Annotated in this window: 18 protein-coding genes and 1 pseudogene; 2 read left to right on the top strand and 17 right to left on the bottom strand. The window is 33.3% G+C overall.

Annotation, left to right across the window (positions count from 1 at the left end):
• Window positions 1-301: 301 nt before the first annotated feature.
• The 4 genes from ACKX14_RS05845 to ACKX14_RS05830 are packed head-to-tail and all read right to left on the bottom strand — an operon-like array spanning window position 302 to window position 2,793.
• Window positions 302-1,276, bottom strand: a complete 975-nt coding sequence (locus ACKX14_RS05845; RefSeq protein ID WP_422445594.1) for a DUF4351 domain-containing protein — start codon at window positions 1,274-1,276, stop codon at window positions 302-304.
• A gap of 25 nt (window positions 1,277-1,301) precedes the next feature.
• Window positions 1,302-1,487 carry a hypothetical protein gene (locus tag ACKX14_RS05840; RefSeq protein WP_422445592.1) on the bottom strand — a complete coding sequence of 62 codons (186 nt, stop codon included), beginning with the start codon at window positions 1,485-1,487 and terminating at the stop codon, window positions 1,302-1,304.
• A gap of 44 nt (window positions 1,488-1,531) precedes the next feature.
• On the bottom strand, window positions 1,532-2,524 hold the full coding sequence (locus ACKX14_RS05835) for a hypothetical protein (protein ID WP_422445590.1): 993 nt from the start codon (window positions 2,522-2,524) through the stop codon (window positions 1,532-1,534).
• A 59-nt stretch (window positions 2,525-2,583) separates the two neighbouring features.
• On the bottom strand, window positions 2,584-2,793 hold the full coding sequence (locus ACKX14_RS05830) for a glycosyltransferase (RefSeq protein WP_422445588.1): 210 nt from the start codon (window positions 2,791-2,793) through the stop codon (window positions 2,584-2,586).
• Between the two features lie 150 nt (window positions 2,794-2,943).
• Here ACKX14_RS05830 and ACKX14_RS05825 point away from each other — a divergent pair.
• Window positions 2,944-3,075 (top strand): annotated as a pseudogene (locus tag ACKX14_RS05825) (DUF2188 domain-containing protein); the annotation flags it as partial.
• Window positions 3,076-3,150: 75 nt separating this feature from the next.
• Here the strand turns inward: ACKX14_RS05825 and ACKX14_RS05820 are convergent.
• From ACKX14_RS05820 to ACKX14_RS05805, 4 genes are all read right to left on the bottom strand, one after another.
• Window positions 3,151-5,025 (bottom strand): PD-(D/E)XK nuclease domain-containing protein, encoded by a 1,875-nt coding sequence (locus ACKX14_RS05820; RefSeq protein WP_422445586.1) that lies wholly within the window; start codon window positions 5,023-5,025, stop codon window positions 3,151-3,153.
• Complete coding sequence (locus tag ACKX14_RS05815; RefSeq protein ID WP_422445584.1) at window positions 5,022-5,801, bottom strand: hypothetical protein; 780 nt, start codon at window positions 5,799-5,801, stop codon at window positions 5,022-5,024. Before ACKX14_RS05815 ends, ACKX14_RS05820 begins: the two co-directional genes overlap by 4 nt.
• Window positions 5,802-5,925: 124 nt before the next feature.
• Entirely contained in the window at window positions 5,926-7,608 is a 1,683-nt protein-coding gene (locus ACKX14_RS05810; protein ID WP_422445582.1) for an ATP-dependent nuclease, read from the bottom strand.
• Between the two features lie 57 nt (window positions 7,609-7,665).
• Window positions 7,666-7,956 carry a glycosyltransferase gene (locus ACKX14_RS05805; protein ID WP_422445580.1) on the bottom strand — a complete coding sequence of 97 codons (291 nt, stop codon included), beginning with the start codon at window positions 7,954-7,956 and terminating at the stop codon, window positions 7,666-7,668.
• Between the two features lie 462 nt (window positions 7,957-8,418).
• On the opposite strand from ACKX14_RS05805, the gene ACKX14_RS05800 reads away from it, so the two are divergent.
• On the top strand, window positions 8,419-8,640 hold the full coding sequence (locus tag ACKX14_RS05800; protein ID WP_422445578.1) for a DUF2188 domain-containing protein: 222 nt from the start codon (window positions 8,419-8,421) through the stop codon (window positions 8,638-8,640).
• A gap of 88 nt (window positions 8,641-8,728) precedes the next feature.
• Here ACKX14_RS05800 and ACKX14_RS05795 read toward each other — a convergent pair whose 3' ends face one another.
• From ACKX14_RS05795 to ACKX14_RS05755, 9 genes are all read right to left on the bottom strand, one after another.
• On the bottom strand, window positions 8,729-9,967 hold the full coding sequence (locus ACKX14_RS05795; RefSeq protein WP_422445576.1) for a glycosyltransferase family 4 protein: 1,239 nt from the start codon (window positions 9,965-9,967) through the stop codon (window positions 8,729-8,731).
• Window positions 9,968-9,980: 13 nt separating this feature from the next.
• Window positions 9,981-11,042, bottom strand: coding sequence for a non-hydrolyzing UDP-N-acetylglucosamine 2-epimerase (gene wecB / locus ACKX14_RS05790; RefSeq protein WP_422445574.1), 1,062 nt, complete (start codon window positions 11,040-11,042; stop codon window positions 9,981-9,983).
• A 4-nt stretch (window positions 11,043-11,046) separates the two neighbouring features.
• A complete protein-coding gene (locus ACKX14_RS05785; protein ID WP_422445572.1) occupies window positions 11,047-12,249 on the bottom strand; it encodes a glycosyltransferase family 4 protein in 1,203 nt (400 codons plus the stop codon).
• An 11-nt stretch (window positions 12,250-12,260) separates the two neighbouring features.
• Window positions 12,261-13,127: a D-glucuronyl C5-epimerase family protein gene (locus tag ACKX14_RS05780; protein WP_422445570.1), complete on the bottom strand. Its 867-nt coding sequence runs from the start codon at window positions 13,125-13,127 to the stop codon at window positions 12,261-12,263.
• Window positions 13,128-13,246: 119 nt separating this feature from the next.
• On the bottom strand, window positions 13,247-14,611 hold the full coding sequence (locus ACKX14_RS05775) for an O-antigen ligase family protein (RefSeq protein WP_422445568.1): 1,365 nt from the start codon (window positions 14,609-14,611) through the stop codon (window positions 13,247-13,249).
• Window positions 14,595-15,746 carry a glycosyltransferase family 4 protein gene (locus tag ACKX14_RS05770; protein ID WP_422445566.1) on the bottom strand — a complete coding sequence of 384 codons (1,152 nt, stop codon included), beginning with the start codon at window positions 15,744-15,746 and terminating at the stop codon, window positions 14,595-14,597. The genes ACKX14_RS05775 and ACKX14_RS05770 overlap by 17 nt, the downstream gene beginning before the upstream one ends.
• An 18-nt stretch (window positions 15,747-15,764) precedes the next feature.
• The gene (locus ACKX14_RS05765) at window positions 15,765-16,925 is read right to left on the bottom strand and encodes a glycosyltransferase family 4 protein (protein WP_422445564.1); all 1,161 of its coding nucleotides are present in this window, start codon (window positions 16,923-16,925) and stop codon (window positions 15,765-15,767) included.
• Window positions 16,926-17,002: 77 nt separating this feature from the next.
• Window positions 17,003-17,710 carry an N-acetyltransferase gene (locus tag ACKX14_RS05760; RefSeq protein ID WP_422445562.1) on the bottom strand — a complete coding sequence of 236 codons (708 nt, stop codon included), beginning with the start codon at window positions 17,708-17,710 and terminating at the stop codon, window positions 17,003-17,005.
• A gap of 4 nt (window positions 17,711-17,714) precedes the next feature.
• Window positions 17,715-18,782: a Gfo/Idh/MocA family protein gene (locus ACKX14_RS05755; protein WP_422445560.1), complete on the bottom strand. Its 1,068-nt coding sequence runs from the start codon at window positions 18,780-18,782 to the stop codon at window positions 17,715-17,717.
• Window position 18,783: the final 1 nt, after the last annotated feature.

Raw genomic sequence — 18,783 nt, 5'->3', positions numbered from 1 at the left:
CTCTACTACATTTATGATTTAAAAAGGTCTGCCGTCTTCATGCCCATTCACTGGCAGGATATGTCACACCATAACCTTAAATTCTCCAAACCTGCACATCCATCCCAGCCTTTTTTGAAAAAAATATTGCCTTACATGAATAAGGCTAATAAATAGGTAACCTCTTAAAAATATCAACAATCCCGTCCCCTTGATACCTCATTCTTTAAAGTAAATTATGCCAATCTCGTCTACCATAGAGAACCTTTACACCCCTTGATACCCGGCGTCCCCCTGGCAACATTGGCAGCGTCATCAGTTTTTAATTCAAATATTTTCTAACATCATCTACATGATTTATATTAAAAATATCCTCCACCATTTTTTCGATTTTCTGGGTGTCTTTAAATTTGCTGATGGTTTCTATAACATCATCGGGAATATTTTGAAGCTTCTTTTTAAGCAGCTTTATGGCCAGTTCTCTGGTTTTCTCTTCTAAACCTTTTTCTATTCCTTTTTCCATACCTTCTTTTATACACTTTTCTTCTCTCTCTTTTAATTCCTTTTCGGTATAAATTTTAAGTTTTGTCTGCTTCAGAGTCTTTATCACATACTCCTGAACTTCTTCATTTACCATGTCTTCATACATTTTATACACCTCCACTGCCTTTATTATGTTTTTCCTGAAGGCTGCTTCCAGGAGTCTCTTTTTCTCTGATAGATTTTTTTCATTTCGTATGGTTTGAAAGTATTTTTTCAGTGCTTCCTGAAAATATTCATTGTCGCTCAGCAGTATGAGTGCAAAGTTTTCTTCGACATTTCTTATTTCGCTCTGGACTATTATCTGTACAGGAGTCCATTCGCCTTTTATATAATATATGCCGTCTACGGGTTTTTCTATTTTTTTGTCGTGTTTTTTCAGGTATGATATGAGTTTTTCCGGAAATTTGTTGCATACAAAGCTGAGGGTCATTTCTTCAATGTTTATGTCGTTTGTTTCTTTTTTGGTTTTTCCTTCAGCATTCATTGTGGATTTGTACAGGTATGTGTAGCTTAATCCTTTAAAGTAGTCATCGATGGATATGTAATCTGTGGGGGATTTATATTCTATGATGTTGTATTTTTTGAATATCTTTCCGATCTGTTTTTTTATCTGATGGCTGCCCAGGTTTTTTATGATGATTACGTCTATGCGCAAGGGTTGTTTTGATAGGTATTCTTCCTGTATTATTTTTAGGTTTTCATCTTTGAACAGTTCTTTTATTGCGGCGTAAAAATCGCTGTGCCAGTCGTTCATGTTTCATTCTCCCGTTTTTATTATATTATTTTTGTTGTCCGGTATCAATTGATTTTATTGGTCTTCTAAATTTTCTATATTCTTCTTCATATCTTCTTCGCATGTGGTTTTCTCCTCTTTCATCATAAAAGCCATGCCATGAGATTGAATTAATTAACCCTTCACAAAACTCCCTTCCAAATTTGGTTTGTATACATGCCAGATCTACCACCTGGCATTCTTCCATCCACATGGGAACCAATAAGTGCGCAATATTTACAAATACCCAATACGACCGGATTCGTAATCTGTAACAACTGCACCGGCTCTGGTTTTCCGCCAATCACGTATGCATTCAAGTATTTCAGTTATTAAATCACCGAAAATAATATAATAATCCGGGTTAACAACATACACCGATAATAATTCACTTTCTTTAACATTCGGCAGAATTTTTTCATCAAGTAATTGTTCATAGACTGATAAAGAATACAGCTTCACTGTGCCTATCGGAGATTCTTTTGGCTCAGATACTTTACATACAAATCCTTTAACCTTCAAATCAGTACGCAAAAACAAGTCATCTCTATGGCTTTCCACAAAGGTTTGTAACATCTTAGAAGCCTCTAACAAATGAATTATTACCGAGACCTCTTCATCATCCATTCTCTCCATAATAAAGGAATTCTTCAGTAATTCATTTAAACTTTCAACAATATCTTCTAAATCGATATCAACAATCTGATATCCTAAATATTGAACTTCTTCAATAACCGGTACGACTGTGTCCTTTTCTAGACCATATATATCGAATCTATCATCTTCATCCTCATCATAATCCTCTAACTGATACTTTAACTGATACGGGTCTCCGTCTTCATCATATAATATTTTCGATGTATCCTTCATTTTTAAAATGTAATTATTGGGATCACTATCATCAATTACAATATCGTCATCATCAAAATACACACAGAATCCTTTTAAAAACATTTCCATATATCTTCTTATCTCAAGCATCACCTGGCTTATTTCATTTTCGGCATACCTGTATACATTCTCATTCAAGGCCCTATGGATTTTTTCATTCCATAAATCATACGCTATAAAAATGATGGGGATAGAAATAAGGCTGGCAGCAATATTCACAAGCAAACCCTTAAAATCTTTTGATAATCTGATTGCAAATAAATATATTAAAACGCCGACAAGAGCGACTGCAAATTTCGGCCATGTCTTCAGCAATATTCGTTTTAAAGAATTCTTCATCTTATCACTTCTTTATACAAATAGGATTTATATATTTCATCCATCTCTTTCAAAACATTTTACAGCGAAAAATCTTTTATTATTCTCATGCCTTCCTGACCCATTTTTCGTCTTAGCTCTCCATCATGGCTTAACCGTACAATAGCCCTTGCGGTACCATCAACATCATTTACCGGCACCAATATACCGTTTACGCCATCTTGAATTAAATCCCTGTTTCCCCTCACGTCCGTTGCAATCACCGGCTTCCCAGCCGCCATAGCTTCCATAATAACAACGACAGAAATATTTGTTAAATTCTATAATCTTCAAGCAAATACATAAGGATTTGTGGATTAATAATTAAAACGCTTGTTTTTGCCAACATATTGTATTATAATGCTACTATGAATACTATATATTGAGAAAGGAGGGATATAATGGGTAAAAATCAACATGTCGTTCCACACGATGGATTCTGGGCTGTGCGTGGAGAGGAAAATCAAAGAGTAACATTAATTCACAGAACCCAAGAAGAAGCAATACAAGCAGCAAGAAACATTGCAATAAATTTATTTTAAAAATCCAATTCTTTTATCTTTCTTAGAAGCTTATTCCCACCCAGATTCCCCTTATTTTTAATTAGCCTAGCGATATATTCTTACATAACACCGCTCGCGTCTATTTTCAAAATCTCTAATAAAGGTATCATCATCATCTATTTGCCTTTCAGGGTCATATACAATAAATAATAAACCGTATGCTTTTGGTACTTTTGTCATATCTTCAGCGATACCACTGGTTGCAACGGAAGGTGTTGTATTTTTGCGAATAAACTTAGTTTCAATCAGCAAATCATGTTGTGAATGATCGGGATTATATGTGGTAATTCCAAATCTTATTGGCGGATATTCACGCTCGAATTTAGTACTTTCGCTTATCAGGATAGCCTGAACTTTATCATTTAGATCATTCTCACTTTTGGGTTCTTCTCTTTTAAATAATATGGGTATTGTTTTTTTCAATATGTTATCAATCTCTATAACCTTATGCTCTATGGGTGTTTTTTTATATGCACGACTTGCAAGCATTTCAAGAAGAGAATCTTTAGGGATTTGACTTGACAAATCTTCATACTTCATTTGCATACGCTTTGCAGCATAGAGAATAGAGTCTCCATATCTACAGAAAAGATCATAAACGTCTGACAACTTATCATCAGGGTTGTCTCCCGGTATATAGTCAATTAAATCATCGAGCTCATTTAAGAACTTTTCCCGAAAATCTGCTTGATTTCTAATACCTTCCATACAGGCCAGGCGAAGAGTACCATACAATCTTTGCTTTGTCTCAGAATCAGGAATATGGTTTATAAAATCTTCCGCATATACACCTTCATCATATGCCTCTAGCTCAGCAGAAAACATTGCAAACCTTCTATCAATACATTGTGAACAATAACCACAATGTGAGGCGCCACCTGGTTTATTTCGTGTTGAACTACAGGATACAGCATTTTCAATCATATTTAATTCATGCGTTTCCTTAAAAATATTAACTACATCCTTTTTTGTTTTCATTATAAATGGATTTTTTATTGTAAATGTATTATCAAAACATTGAAGAAAAGCTTGCATTAAGCCTATTGTCTTTGGATGAGTTGTCCGACTAGCCCTTGCATTCATGATATCGCCTTGTTTCGGTAAATTGATACTTGTAATGCCATTTTCATAAACATTAAAACTGTGCTTATCATAGTAATTACAAATAGAAAAAGCGATTGAAGCATATAGAAACATCCTCGTTCTTTGAGTTTCTTCCAGGCTTGAAAATTTTCGTAAATGACATTCATATTTATAATGATTAATTCTATTAGGAAATTTTTTCTTTAATAACTCAACCAAAACATCTTGCGTATGAGTTACTTTTTTATTAGCTTGATGACTTACTAGACATAACTTTTTTTCTGGATAGGTATGCAAAAAATCTAGCGCTCCTGCTAAAGAATCCAGGCCACCAGAAAATAATATAATCTCAGTATTAGAAGCATCAGAAATAGGCAAAAAATCTTTGGTAAATAAAGATAGCTGGGTATAATTACTTTCATTTGGTTGATTTTCTTGATCCATTTGGTAAAAATAAAAATTATATTTTCTATCTCCAGACATAAAAATTAAAGCATTAGATAAAGCAGTCTTAACCCTATCTTGTTCCCAAAAAGCTAGGTCCCTGACTGGAATATGAAACTCGAAGATTCGAGCCCAGCTTTCATTATAGAGACTATCACGCTCTCCTCTATCCACAGCTCTATCGGCTGAAAAAACATATGAAGCAATTTCTAATAAATCCAAGATCCTTTCAGGTAATTCATCCGGATTTTTAATAAAACGGCTAAGTGCAATACGTACGTTTCCTTTTTCTTTTTCATTATCAAAATATGATAACCTAATAACTTTTCCGTTTGGATTTATTTTACTTGGATGAACATTGCTACAAATAATTATATTTGGAGACTGACTCATAGAGCTTCAGCCTCCCTCCGTAACTCGGCTCTTATTTTGCCGAACGTGATATTTAGAAATCTGATTATTTCTTCATTAGTAGGAATATCACTACGACTATATTTATTAAACCATCCTGCAGCAAAAGATTGCATAATCTTTGAAATCTCAAAAGCATGTGTAGACAAAGCCTCACTTTGCTTTGTTAGCTTTTGTGAAAATATTTCTATTGAATCATAATCATCAATAGCTTGAGCGGCTTCTCTTTCTAAATAATATCTCAGATGTCGATTTGTAAATTCTGCAAAGAAAAGTCTTGCCAATTCACAGAAAGCTGCACCTGTTCCTATATTTTTCCATGGTGTTTCATTTGGATTATTAAAGAGTGAAAGTTGGTTGTTGCCTTTTTTTCTTTCATAAGAAGAAAGAACATATAAAACAGCATCAACAACCATTTTATTGATCTCAAGTGAGCCGGTATCTGTGACTATATAATCCTTTGCACATCTTATAAGAGAGAATAAGGAAAATCTTTCATCAACGATGAGTCCGTTTTTTGCAAGATATTCCCTTTGATCTTGTTGATTTGCAGAAAGAGATAGGATTATCAAAAAGCGAATTGCTTTAATAACAGATTCATCAGAGGACATTTGTTCATATTTCTTTTTAATATTCGCAAGCGTATTATTGGAAATTTTTACAACTGTATCATCTGAGCAATCAAAATCAGTAAGTTGCTTAATAATGTCAACCCAGGGCTGTGTTCGCGGTAAAAAACCTATTCTTTCATGCCCCATTTTGATTCCCCCCTAAAAAAATACAAGGAACAAGCGTCAAGCCTTTTAAAGTGTCGACAACCCTTCACCTTTGTAGCTAAACGTGAGAGAAAACCTTATATAAGTAGCTGCTAGATTGCCTCCATCATTCATCTAAAACTTGAAGCACAATATCTTTAATCTCTTTAACAAATTCTGGAATAAAAGAATAATTCTCAACAATTTTTTCAGCTATAAACCTGGCAATCTGGCCTTTGTTTTGATTTTTTAAAGGTTTTATAAAATCTTTTGCTTCTTTTTCATATTCATCTATTTTTTCATCGGAACCGAATCGTCGCAACCAGTCTTTTCTAAGCGCAGTTTCAAAATTTTTTTCTAATATTACTAATTTCTGTCTGAAAGTAGGTTCAATAGGATTATCAGTTGCCTCTATTATTTTATAAATGTTAACATCTTTTAAAATATCTTCTATCGAACAATGAAAGCATTCAGCTATATTTTTATTACTGCTTTCTTTATCTTCTGAATTATCGTTGTCAAAAATAACTAATATTGGTATGTCAAATTTATAGAAAAGTCTCCAATATTTCGGCATTTGATTCTTTCCGTTTACAGCAATAATGGATATTCCAAGAAGGTCACAATCAACACCTGCTTTTTTTAGATAGACAGGAAGAGCGAGCTCCTCTGTTTCGCCTTCAACCAGAATTAAAAACCTAGCAAAGAATCCTTCATTTAACTTGTAATTTGAGGTTGTCCTATAAAATTCGAAAATGTTGTCGCCAGTTTTTTCTTTTGGTACACCAGTTTTAATACAAAAGTCAACAAGGTCATCTTTGGTGACTAACTTAAGTTTTGTATTAAGTTTTTTATTCTCGTCATAGACTTTATAAACTTTGCCGATGGTATCAAAATCCTCAGTTCTTACAAAAGTTGAGGAATGAGTAGTTAATATAATTTGCATATTAGAGTTTTTCACTATTTCCCAAAAAATGTTATATAAGTGCCTTCTTGCCTGAGGATGCATAAATATTTCAGGTTCTTCAATGGCGATAATACCCTCAGCATCATTACGAAAATTTTTTGCATAACTTCTTAAAAGTGCTAATAGAACAATATTTCTCGCTCCTTCTCCAAATTCTTCTAATTCTATATCAAATTTATCAGACAAGTTAGGATCAGAAGCGAGTATATTAATAGTCTTAAAATAATTTGAAGGGGAAAATGGTTTAAAATCAACTTTTAATGTATAGGATGAGTTGACCTGCATCTCATTAAAAAATTTAATAAAATCTTTTTTAAAGTTAACAAAGTTTTCTATTTGATCAAAAATAGCCATTACATCATTAAATTTCTCCTTTAATAATTTTTCTTTTTCCTTATCTATTGTATTGCTAAAACTTTTTGATATTCTTCCCATGAGAGTCCAATTTCTGAATTCCATCTCTTTTGATAAATTTCTACTTGCATCAAGATAAGTACATGGAAAATCTTCTTTAACATTTCCATTATATTTATTAATAATATTTCCAAATGGGTCCAAATATCGTGGAAAATTATTATTCATATCAAAACAAACTTTTCTACCATTATCAAATTCAATTCTTATTTCGATTTTGTTATCTTTATTTCTACAATAATAATCATATATTTCCAGTTTATCATTCGAAAACCAAGTATCTCCCAATAGAGCATTTATCGCCCTCAAAATATTGGATTTCCCCGCATTATTTGGACCAACTAACACCAAAATCCCCTTCTCAGGAAAAGTAAAGCTTAGTTCTTTTATAGAACGGAAGTTTTTAATATATACTTTTTTTATTTTCATACCTTTCCTCTCCTAGAATATACTCCTCTTTATAAAACTTCAAATCACTTTTATTGTCTATTTCAACCTGTTTACAAATTCGTATTCCATAATACATCTGGGTAGGCCTTCACGCAATGACATTAACGATGCTGTTCGAAAACCCAAAAAACTTATTTTATAATCCAGTTTATTGTCTTTTACATGTTTTTTTAATTCTTCTTCAAGTGATCTATCCCCTGCAAAAAAGCAGAAAATATTATGATTTCCTGTTATTTTTTTCATTGCCTCAATTAGTTGAATACGATTTTTGTTCGGTATCAGCTCCGCTACCGTCAAAATGCAGATATCTTCATCTTTCAGGCCCACGTCATTCCTTACTTTATTTTATTACAACCTCATCTTCATTGAAATATCTTTTTAAATCCACTCCTACCCCATGGACTTTATATATGCCATTTTTATTTCTCAAAGGCAGAAATTTTGCCACTCTATAATCCTCTTCATTCATGGTTATCAGTCCATCCGTCAACCGGGCCACACTTTCTCCAGATGTAATAAATAAGCCAGTTTTTTAAAGAGGCCCCCTTGTAAAAATGAAAACCATAGGCCGTATAAAGTACCGGCCCTGTCCCCTGTTACCTCGCCAGCCTTCCTAAAAAGCACCAAACTTATTCATTTTCATACAGCACCTACAGAAATATTGTTAAATTCTATAATCTTTATGCAGAAACAACATAGATCCTTTTCCGAATTTATAACGCTTGTTTTAAACAACATATTGTGTTATAATATGTTATAAATACAATATATTGAGAAAGGAGGGATATAATGGGTAAAAATCAACATGTCGTTCCCCATGGTGGAGCCTGGGCCGTGCGTGGAGTCGGTAACCAAAAAGTAACATCAATTCACAGAACCCAAGAAGAGGCAATACAAGCAGCAAGAAGCATTGCTATAAATCAGCAATCTGAACTGATTATCCACAGGCCTAATGGTCAAATAAGAGAAAGGAACTCTTATGGGAACGATCCTTATCCACCAAAAGGTTGATGAAAAAATTATTTTTTACCAGCAGGAAAGCTGCTGGGTTTTTATCTTCACTCTATATTTTAAGCATTATTTGAACACAGGAATTATTTTACAAATTCAATTCTTTTATCATTTTTTGAGCTAACACAGCTGTGCTGAAATATTTTTTTACGTATTCATATCCATTTAGACCCATCGCCCTTCTTTCATCTTCAGACATATTCTTAAGCTTCAATATCCCATTGACAAGTTCTTCCGGATCACCGGATTTTACTGAAATACCTGCTCTTGCCTCATCTACTATATTATTTGAAGCATTAACTGACATAATAATAGGTTTTCCGCTTGCCAGATAATCAAACATTTTATTCGGGCTTATTCCATGTTTAAAAACATCCATCGGTTTTAGACAATGCAGTAATAAATCTGCTTTTTTTAAAACATGTGGCATATATAACTTAGGAACTGGGTCCAAAAAACATATATTTGAAAGTGAAAATGTTTTCGCCTTATCTATCAAATTTTGTTTTTCTGGTCCATCTCCGATTAATAAAAATTGAATACTATCATCTTTCTCTTCCATTAACTTTGCTGCATCTATAACCATATCCAACCCATTGGCGGGGCCATGGGCGCCCGTATACACTACTTTAAATTTATCCTTGTATTCATCGAATATTTTCAATATTTCCATGTCCATATTTTCATTATTCAGGTCTTCGTATCTTGATAAATCTACTCCATTGGGAATCCATACTATCTTATCTTTCGAGATACCTTTCTTTGTTATATAATCAGCAGCATTGGGCAGCAGGGTAATTATTTTTTCAGCTTTTTTATACATAAATTTTTCCCATACATACAATAAACGTACAATAGGCGATGAAGGTTTTAAAGCATTCATGTCAACAGCCGTTTGGGGCCACAAATCTCTTACCTCAAAAAAGAACCTTGAGCCAAATTTTTTTGAAAGCCACCAGGCAGCAATTACTGCAAAGGGATGCATAGACGAACCAATGATAATATCGGGTTTCTCAAACTTGCGTGCAATTCTTATTACATTAAGAGCATATGAAAACATATTCTTAATTCTATTTAAGTCATTTCCATAATATGGAGTTGTTTTTACCCACACAAATTGTACTCCATTATAATTTTCAACCCTGAATTTATCTTCAGGAATAATTCTCACATATCGCTTTGTCATATGGTCAAACCCTGAAGCAAAGATTGTTACATCATATCCATATTTAACTAATTCTTTTGCTAGATCATAATGTCTTGTGCCGCCCGACATGTCAGGCGTTATTGCATAATGATTAAATATCCAGATTTTCTTTGCAGCCATTCTATCACTCATTCTATTTTAAAATATGGTTTATGGCATCTACTATCTTTTCGCCAGCTTTTCCTTCCCCAAAATAGTTCTTTCTCTTATTTGATGGCCGGAAATATTTGATAGCCTCAATTATTTTTTCTTTATCAGTGCCAACCAGTATATTCCATTTATCTTTTACAGTTTCTACCCACTCTGTCTCATGTCGCAATGTAATGCACGGTACGCCTAATATATAAGCTTCTTTTTGAATTCCTCCACTATCAGTCACAATCTTATTAGCATACTTTTCTAAAATTAGCATATCAAGATATCCCACAGGGTCAATTACTTTAACATTACTTAAAAGTTTTATTCCATAATCCTGGATAGCCTTTCTAGTACGAGGATGAACGGGAAAAACGATTAATTCTTGAGAGTCATTAAATGAATGAATTATATTATATAAATTTTCGTATGTATCTGTATTTTCCGCTCTATGAACAGTAGCCAAAATATATTCATTTTTCTTCAATTGTAATTTAGATAATATATCAGATTTTTGTTCGGCAATATCTAGATTGAATAAAATTGCATCATACATTACATCGCCAACATTGAAGACATTATTCGTTATTCCTTCTCTCAGAAGATTTTCAACGGCATTTTGTGTCGGACAAAATAAAATGGAAGATATATGATCTGTTAAGACCCTATTTTGTTCTTCAGGCATATTCCTGTTATAGCTTCTTAAACCCGCTTCAACATGTATAACAGATATAAGTAATTTACTTGCCGCAAGGGCACCCGCCAGAGTGGAATTGGTATCCCCGTAAACTATAACCGCATCAGGCTTTTCTTGTACCAATACTTCTTCAATTTTAATAAGCATTTCTCCCGTCTGTTTCCCATGCGTCCCCGAACCAACATTCAAGTTGTAATCCGGCCTGGGTATATCCAATTCATCAAAAAAAATATCCGACATATTTTTATCATAATGCTGGCCGGTATGAATCAATATTTCATTATGATATTTTCTAAGCACCCTCGAAACAGCAGCAGCCTTTATAAACTGCGGCCGTGCACCGACTATTGTTGCAATCTTCATATTATCAACCTTTCATTAAATAAAGGAGCCTGTCTACCACATTTGGTAAATAAAATTCTTTGTATACTTTTTTATACCCCTTCTCTTGCAGTTCTCGCCGAAGTTCTCCGTCATTTATTAATCTTTCTATGGCTTCGGCTAAAGCATCTGGATCTTTTTGTTCTACCAAAATTCCGGCTCCATCTCCTAACAATTCGGGAATCCCGCCTGTATTGGTAGAGATAACAGGAATTTTATTAGCCATTGCTTCCATCAAAGAGACCGGTATACCTTCTTTTTCTCCATCATCTGTAACGATGCTTGGAAGTACTACACAATCGATTTCACCTTTAGCGTAAAGCTCCAGCAGTTCATCATGACCAATTTTGCCTTTAAAAATAATATTGTCTTTTAGTTCTAATTTATTAATCAATGCTTTTAGCTCATTTTCTAGCGGACCATCCCCAAAGAAATAACAAGTTACATTATAATTGCGTTCTATCAACTTTTTAATAGCATATATTAAAAATTTATGACCTTTTACCTCTATTAAATTTGCAGGAGTAGCTATTACAAAATTTTGATATATAAACTTGTTATGTTTTTGTATCATTTTACTATTAATTCCCACATGAATAATATTGCATTTATGTTTATATTTTTCACTTATTATTCTTAAAATTTCCGCATATCCTTTTTTGTTAATAACTCTTATAAACCTTGCACTTCTTGCTTTTTCTTTAAGCATATTATTTTCTGCAATATCCCATCTGTGGCATGTAAAACTCCACGAAATCCCAGTTAATTTAGAAGCTATGTATGCTACTGTAGAAGGAGTCGATGCCCAGTGAGCATGAATATGTTCGATATTGTGTTTTTTTATAACTTCACCTGCTATTAAACCTTTTGGCAAGACAACTAGATTTTTAATAATTTTTCCTATGTTTCCTGAATTCCGCAATATAGAATAAATTATTTTACATATCCTAAAAGGATATATAAAAAAAATAAAGATACTTTTTAGTAGTAAATAAAAACTTAATAGAGGTATATATATTGTGTATTCAGAAACCTTTTCAGGCTCTCTACCTTTCGCTATTTTGTTTTCGGGCCTTACTGGTATGACTATTACATCATTCCCCTTATTTATAACTTCTAAAATCTCCGGCAGAATGAATTGCTCACCATTCCCATAAGGGGTCTGGGCAGTTATATATGCTATTTTCATATAATCACCTATTATTTTACAATAATTATTTCACCTGGGTCTTTAATCTTTTGATATGCTTTTATAATAAAAGCTCTTCCTTTATTATAACTACTTTTTAAATAAGAATCCCACGTATCTCTTACAATTTTAAATTCTTCAATATTAAATAAATCGTATAAAGCATCAAGTAATGCAATATGCAAATTATGATAAAAAGGACTTGCTAGGTGGCCACGTTGATCATAATAACTCCAATAACCAGAATCGTATTTTTTTAATTCACCTTTTAATGTGTCTAATGTTTTCTCAAGAGCATATTTATATTTTAAATCAGATATTATTTTTGTTATATCAAACAATCCAAAAATAGCAAAAATCCAGCCATTTAATATCAATACAGGTTTTGATTCTACCGTTTCTTCCAAAAACAATTTATCATTACCATATCTTGATGTTCCACCTTTTTCAACAGGCAAAAGCATCAAATCTATGGCCTTTTTAGCTTTGGCTAAATATTCTTCGTTATTTGTTTCTTTAAAAGCTCTAATTAATAATGATGCTCCCTCCCCCTGCGTCATCGCAGAATATTTATATGTTCTTTTACTACCCAATCTTTCAAAAACATCCCATCCACCACATTGATGTTGATCTTTAACCATCCAGTTGACAGAATTAATAAATTGCTTATAAAAAACATGACTATTTGTTAATAAATATAAATCATAGTTTCCTAAACCAAATTGAGCAATGGTTGTAGGATTATACAATTTTACACCCATTTCATTGACATTAATAGGCAACCCATCTAAATCAAATTCACCACGCCAGTTAACTTTTAAAGTAAGATCGTTATAATATCCTTTTATACCTTTTTTTGAATAAACCCTGATTAACATGTAAATTGCTTTTTCCTAAAAGCATTTTTAACCATTTCAAATATAAATTAAATCTTTTTTTCATTCTTAAACGCCTCGTATATATATATTTAGAAATTCAATTATATATTTTTTAAATCCTAACATTTAGCATTTATCTTTTTTAAACCTTCAATTAAACCTAATATACAACCAATTATTAATGTCATACGATAATCCCAAAAAACATAATCTACCATTTCGATAATGAGTAATAAAATGATAGAAGCTATTAATAGTTTTTCTTCTTTAAGATTTTTATTAAAAAGTGGTATATATATTATATATACTAAGAAAATAATAAAACCAATCAAACCTAAAATACCACTTTCTGATAAAAACATAAGAAATAAATTATGACAATGCCAATAATAATCATAAATTCTTGGTAAATTACTTACTGTTGGCCAATAATAACCAAAATTTCCTACTCCTACACCAGTTAAAGGCATCATAATCCATATATTTAATGCCCCTTTGATTAATTCAATTCGATTTATATCTGTAATACCTGCTTGCAATAATCTTCTAAAGGGTTCAATTACATTTAAGTAATTTAAACAAAATTTAAAACCTAATATAAAAATAAAAAATATAAAGTAATAACTTTTACGAAGAAAAGTATATTTATATCTATAACTAAAATAAATCAAATATAATATCAGTCCAGCAAAACCTTGTCGAGAACCAGTTAATAATATTACAAATACAGGAATTATAATTAGAAACCAAGAAATACTTCCATATCTTTTTTTACTACGTAATATAAATAGTTCAATTAATGGAAGGCTAATAACTCCAGTAACAGCTAATGTATTTACTCCTAATCCAACGGTGAAAAGTCTATTTTTAACAGAGCTATCAATTAACCATCTAAATAAACCCATTATTTCAAGACCCAATATACTAATAACTAAACTATTAAATATACGTTCCCATTTTTTTTCATTATTCTTGATTGACATTGAAATAACGAATGTGGTTAACGGAAGGCGAAAATATTCAATTATTCCTGCTATTGTCTTGTAACCTGATATTAAGCTAATAATTATTGAAGGTAATAACAAAACAAAATAAATTATAAACCATAACTGAATTTTAAAAGATTTTATTAAGTAATAAATAAAAAATGAAAATATTAAAATATCTGCAAGCCATATTCCTTTTGTAACTTCTGTAATAGGAATTCCAAGACTAGTTGTGTCAAATACCTTATTTAATATAATAATATTTACATATTTATCTAATGTTCTAGGTGTCCAAAGTATTGCAATAATTATTGCAGGCAAAAAGCCAATAAATATACCAATTAATAATATTCCAAGCATAAAGAATATGTACAATATAGCTATAATTGGAAAAAAGTTACTGATAGTCAGTGAGATTACGATAATACATATTTCTATATTTAGAATTAGCAGATAAAAGTATTTTTTGTTTGATATGTAATTAAGAAAATAATCCATATAGTTTTAAAACCTCACTTATTTGATTATCTAATGAATATTTTTTACTTTTTTCTCTACTTATTGATCCCATTTTAATCCTCAGATCTTTATTTTCCCACAAATATATTAATTTTTTTGCAAAACTATCAGGTTCACTATCTTTCTTAACTACAAACCCATTTAAATTATCCTCAACAAAATTTTGTGTAAAACCACTTTCTAAAGATATTATAGGAAGACCTGTAGCCATGGCTTCTAGAATCCCTAAACCAAAACCTTCTGTTAATGATGTTGAAACTGCAATATCTGAGCTTTTAAGAAATAGATTTACATCATTACGCTTTCCTGTAATAATTACATTTGATTCTAAATTATAAGTTGATATCAATTTTAAAATATTATCTTCTTCAGGGCCATACCCTACTAATAAAAGAATTGGTAATATTTTTCTATCACAATTATTTTTAGCAATATTAAAGGCCGAAATTAGATACTTATGATTTTTTTCTTTTCGAAACCCCGCAACGTAAATAGTTATTATACAATCTAAAGGTAATAATAACTTACGTCTTAATTCCATTTTTTCTTTTTGACTATTTATTGGTGAAAATACATTAATATCAACCCCATTATTTATTATTTTTATTGGTTGGTTATTATAAATTAAATGATTTTTTATTAATATTTTTGCTTGTTCTTCAGAAACAAAAACTGAAGTCACCTTTATTAATTTATACAATAACCTTCTAGGTAAAAATTTGATGAAATTTTTATAATGACTACCAATTTTTAATGGTTTAGAATGATGGTGCACAAATATTGAAATATCTCTAAATGTAGCACCATAAAATAATAATGCGAGCAGTGAATTATAGACTGCTTTATCAAAATGAATATGAATTATATGTGGATGTATAACCCACAATAGTTTTAGTATCTTAATTATTGCTTTCATATCAATTTTCTTTTTCATCTCAACTATATTTATGTTAGCTCCTAATTGTTTAATTTTCGCAGCGGTCGGACCTTCACTTGTAAAAATAAATGTAACTTGTTGTCCTTTAGTTATAAGTTTCTTAGTGAGACTTTCATAAAATTTTTCTACTGAACCTTCAGAAGTTCCAGGTGTTCCTGAAATTATTAATATTTCCATATGTGCTCCTCTTTAAATCTAATTTAAATTTAAAAGTTCATTGTAAATTTTAATTAAATTTTCTCCCATAACTTCTAATGAATATTTTTTTTCTATACTTTTCCTAGACTGAATAGAAATAGTTTTTTTATTCAAAATGGCTTGTTCTATAGCACTCGCAAACAATCGAGGTTCATTAGGAGGAACCAAATATCCATCGATACCATCTGTTATAATTTCTTTTAAACCTCCTATATTAGATGCAACAACAGGAACCCCACATGACATTGATTCAAGTGCTGCTATAGAAGTCGCTTCTTCGACTCCTTCGTGTGGTATGGAAGGTATAATAACAATATCTGAAGAAGATATTAATTTTGGCATTTGTGAATGATGTATTAATCCCAAAAATTTAACTACATTTGATAGATTGTTTTCTCTAACATAAGTTTCTAATTCTTTTCTTTGTTTTCCATCACCTGCAATTAGTAATTGAATAGAGGTATCTGGTTTTTTTTGTATATAAATTTCTATAGCTTTGATTGCTATAATTACACCATTTTTAGGGTTTAACATCCTTGGGCATAAAACATTTATTTTGTCTTTATTCTCCGATTTTTTCATAGGTTTAAAGACTTCTGTATCAACTACATTGCGTAAGATAAAAGGCTCTTTATCCTTACATAGTTTAGATACGTGTTGCGCAATTCTTGTATCTACACAAATTATTTTATCAGCCATTGAATATAATCTTGATTCTTGATTTAACAAATATTTATAACCTTTAGAATTACGTTTAATTGTACCTTTAGATACAGCTTCATCCGCTATATATCCATGAACTGTTAGAACTACTGGAATATTTAAATTTTGCTCTTTTAATATGTCTTTTAAAATATCTGCATAGATTAAATGACAATGAATAATATTGGGTAATGGATCTATATTTCTTAAAATATTTCTTAATATAATTTTTCTCATCGCATCTATAAATCTAAACCCATTTGGTTGCCAAATTTTATTAATAACTTTACGAGCTCCAGCCCATAAATAAAAATAAAAAGTACCATAACTCGGTTCAATTACAACTAACTTTGAGTTAATTCCCTTTTTTAAAAGTGATTTTTGATGACTTATTACATGGCTTGCAACTCCGCCACCACCATCTTTAGAAATAGGACTAACTATCAATACCTCCAAAGTATCACCGCTTTCATAATAAAAATAACTCACAAAAATAAAAGATAATATAAAACTTCTTAATAAATCTCATTAATTTATTTAATGAATCTCCCCGGATTCCCCACCACTACCTGCCCTTTTTCTACATCTTTTGTTACCACGCTTCCCGCTCCCACGAAGCCATCCTCTTGGATGGTTTTCCCGGGCAATATGGTGGCGTTGACTCCAATTCTTGCGCCTTTTTTGGCGGTGATGCCTTTCATTTTTTTGAACCGGTCGGGGTCTTTTCCGGCGGAGTTGTCGTTGGATGTGGCCACACAGGGGGCGATGAAGACATCGTCTTCCAGTTCGGAATAGGCCGTGATGTAAGCATCGGTTTCTATCTTGCAGCGGGAACCTATCTTGCAGTGGTTTTCTACGGCGGCTCCCCGGCCTATTATGGTCATGTCGCCCACGGTCACATCTTCCCTCACCGTGGCAAGGTCGGCGATGAGGCATTTTTCGCCTATAGTGCATCCGGCGTAAATCACGGCCGATGTGCCTATGATGCATTCATTGCCTATCCTGCAAGGGGGCTTTTCGCTTTTATCCTTAAAAATGCTGTTGGCTGCCCGCATGGGCTGCTTCCCAATGACGGCATTGTCGTCTATGCGGACGTTTTCACCTATGAGGCTGCCTTTATATATGGTGACATTGTTGCCTATCACAGTCCCTTTGCCGATGACGGCATCGTCTTCTATGACCGTAAATCTTCCTATTTTCACACCGGGGCCTATTTTTGCTTTTTCGGATATATAGTTCATACGCTTACTTTGTTCCCCCTATCATATCTTTCGTCGAAAAATCGCCGGGAGGCAAATCGACAGGCTTTTTTGTGAGGGAAGATTTGTATATCGAAAGGATGAGTTCCACCGCATTTTTGCCTTCCCGGGCGTTTATCAGGGGCTGTCGGTCGTTTGTGACGGCATCCGCCATGTCCCTGTACAGCAGGGTGTGAAGGTTTGGCGGTATCTCGGGCACTTCAAAGGGCGCCTCTCCCTCGATGTTCCAGACCTCCACTTTGTTGAGAGCCTTTCCGCCAATCAAAACCGTCCCCTTTTCTCCAAATATGCCGAGGGTTTCTTCCAGGTTTTCGGGGTATACGCAGACGCTGGCTTCGATGGTACCGACAGCGCCGTTTTTAAATCTCAATACCGCAGCTCCCGCATCTTCCGCTTCTATTTTTTTCAGGAAGGTTCCGGTTTCGGCGTAAACTCTTGCGGCCGGTCCCATGAGCCACAGCATGAGGTCTATCACGTGGATGGCCTGGTTCATGAAGGCCCCGCCGTCGTACTCCCACGTCCCCCTCCAGGGGGATGAGGAGTAGTATGCATCATTGCGATTCCACCGCATGGCGGCCGAGGCGTGGACCAGCTTCCTGAAGGCGCCGGAGGCCACGGCTTCTCTGAGCTTCATTATATGGGGCATGAATCTCAGCTGGTGGCATACCGCCACTTTCAGATTTTTTTCTTCGGATTTTTTTATTATCTCATCGGCCTCTTTTACGGAAAGGGCCATGGGCTTTTCCAGGATCACGTGCTTTCCGGCATCCAGGGCGTCAAGGGCTATCTTCGGCCTTATGCCGCTTACGGTGGCAACGGTCACCACCTGGATATCCGGATCTTCCAGCAGTTTTGTATAGTCCGTGTATTTCCGGATATGATACCCACTGGCGCCGCTTAATTTTATGTATTCATCCACCGCCGCGTCCATCTTCCCGGGGACGGTGTCGCACACCGCCAGAAGTTCCATTTTATCGGAGTTTTCGACGACGGCCCTGAGGTGTTTGGGTATGATGCTGCCGCATCCTATGATGCCTATTTTGAGTTTTTCCATG

It is taken from the genome of Thermorhabdus hydrogeniformans (genome assembly GCF_049310025.1).
Lineage (GTDB): Bacteria > Bacillota > Thermosediminibacteria > Thermosediminibacterales > Tepidanaerobacteraceae > JBJYKD01.
This window is presented reverse-complemented; position numbering and strand designations above follow the sequence as displayed.

Excerpts from the sequence above, each read along its gene's own strand:
- ACKX14_RS05845 (WP_422445594.1), bottom strand. The coding sequence starts at position 1,276 with ATGAACGACTGGCACAGCGATTTTTACGCCGCAATAAAAGAACTGTTC.
- ACKX14_RS05835 (WP_422445590.1), bottom strand. The coding sequence starts at position 2,524 with ATGAAGAATTCTTTAAAACGAATATTGCTGAAGACATGGCCGAAATTT.
- ACKX14_RS05830 (WP_422445588.1), bottom strand. The coding sequence starts at position 2,793 with ATGGAAGCTATGGCGGCTGGGAAGCCGGTGATTGCAACGGACGTGAGG.
- ACKX14_RS05820 (WP_422445586.1), bottom strand. The coding sequence starts at position 5,025 with ATGAGTCAGTCTCCAAATATAATTATTTGTAGCAATGTTCATCCAAGT.
- ACKX14_RS05815 (WP_422445584.1), bottom strand. The coding sequence starts at position 5,801 with ATGGGGCATGAAAGAATAGGTTTTTTACCGCGAACACAGCCCTGGGTT.
- ACKX14_RS05810 (WP_422445582.1), bottom strand. The coding sequence starts at position 7,608 with ATGAAAATAAAAAAAGTATATATTAAAAACTTCCGTTCTATAAAAGAA.
- ACKX14_RS05800 (WP_422445578.1), top strand. The coding sequence starts at position 8,419 with ATGGGTAAAAATCAACATGTCGTTCCCCATGGTGGAGCCTGGGCCGTG.
- ACKX14_RS05795 (WP_422445576.1), bottom strand. The coding sequence starts at position 9,967 with ATGGCTGCAAAGAAAATCTGGATATTTAATCATTATGCAATAACGCCT.
- wecB (WP_422445574.1), bottom strand. The coding sequence starts at position 11,042 with ATGAAGATTGCAACAATAGTCGGTGCACGGCCGCAGTTTATAAAGGCT.
- ACKX14_RS05785 (WP_422445572.1), bottom strand. The coding sequence starts at position 12,249 with ATGAAAATAGCATATATAACTGCCCAGACCCCTTATGGGAATGGTGAG.
- ACKX14_RS05780 (WP_422445570.1), bottom strand. The coding sequence starts at position 13,127 with ATGTTAATCAGGGTTTATTCAAAAAAAGGTATAAAAGGATATTATAAC.
- ACKX14_RS05775 (WP_422445568.1), bottom strand. The coding sequence starts at position 14,611 with ATGGATTATTTTCTTAATTACATATCAAACAAAAAATACTTTTATCTG.
- ACKX14_RS05770 (WP_422445566.1), bottom strand. The coding sequence starts at position 15,746 with ATGGAAATATTAATAATTTCAGGAACACCTGGAACTTCTGAAGGTTCA.
- ACKX14_RS05760 (WP_422445562.1), bottom strand. The coding sequence starts at position 17,710 with ATGAACTATATATCCGAAAAAGCAAAAATAGGCCCCGGTGTGAAAATA.
- ACKX14_RS05755 (WP_422445560.1), bottom strand. The coding sequence starts at position 18,782 with ATGGAAAAACTCAAAATAGGCATCATAGGATGCGGCAGCATCATACCC.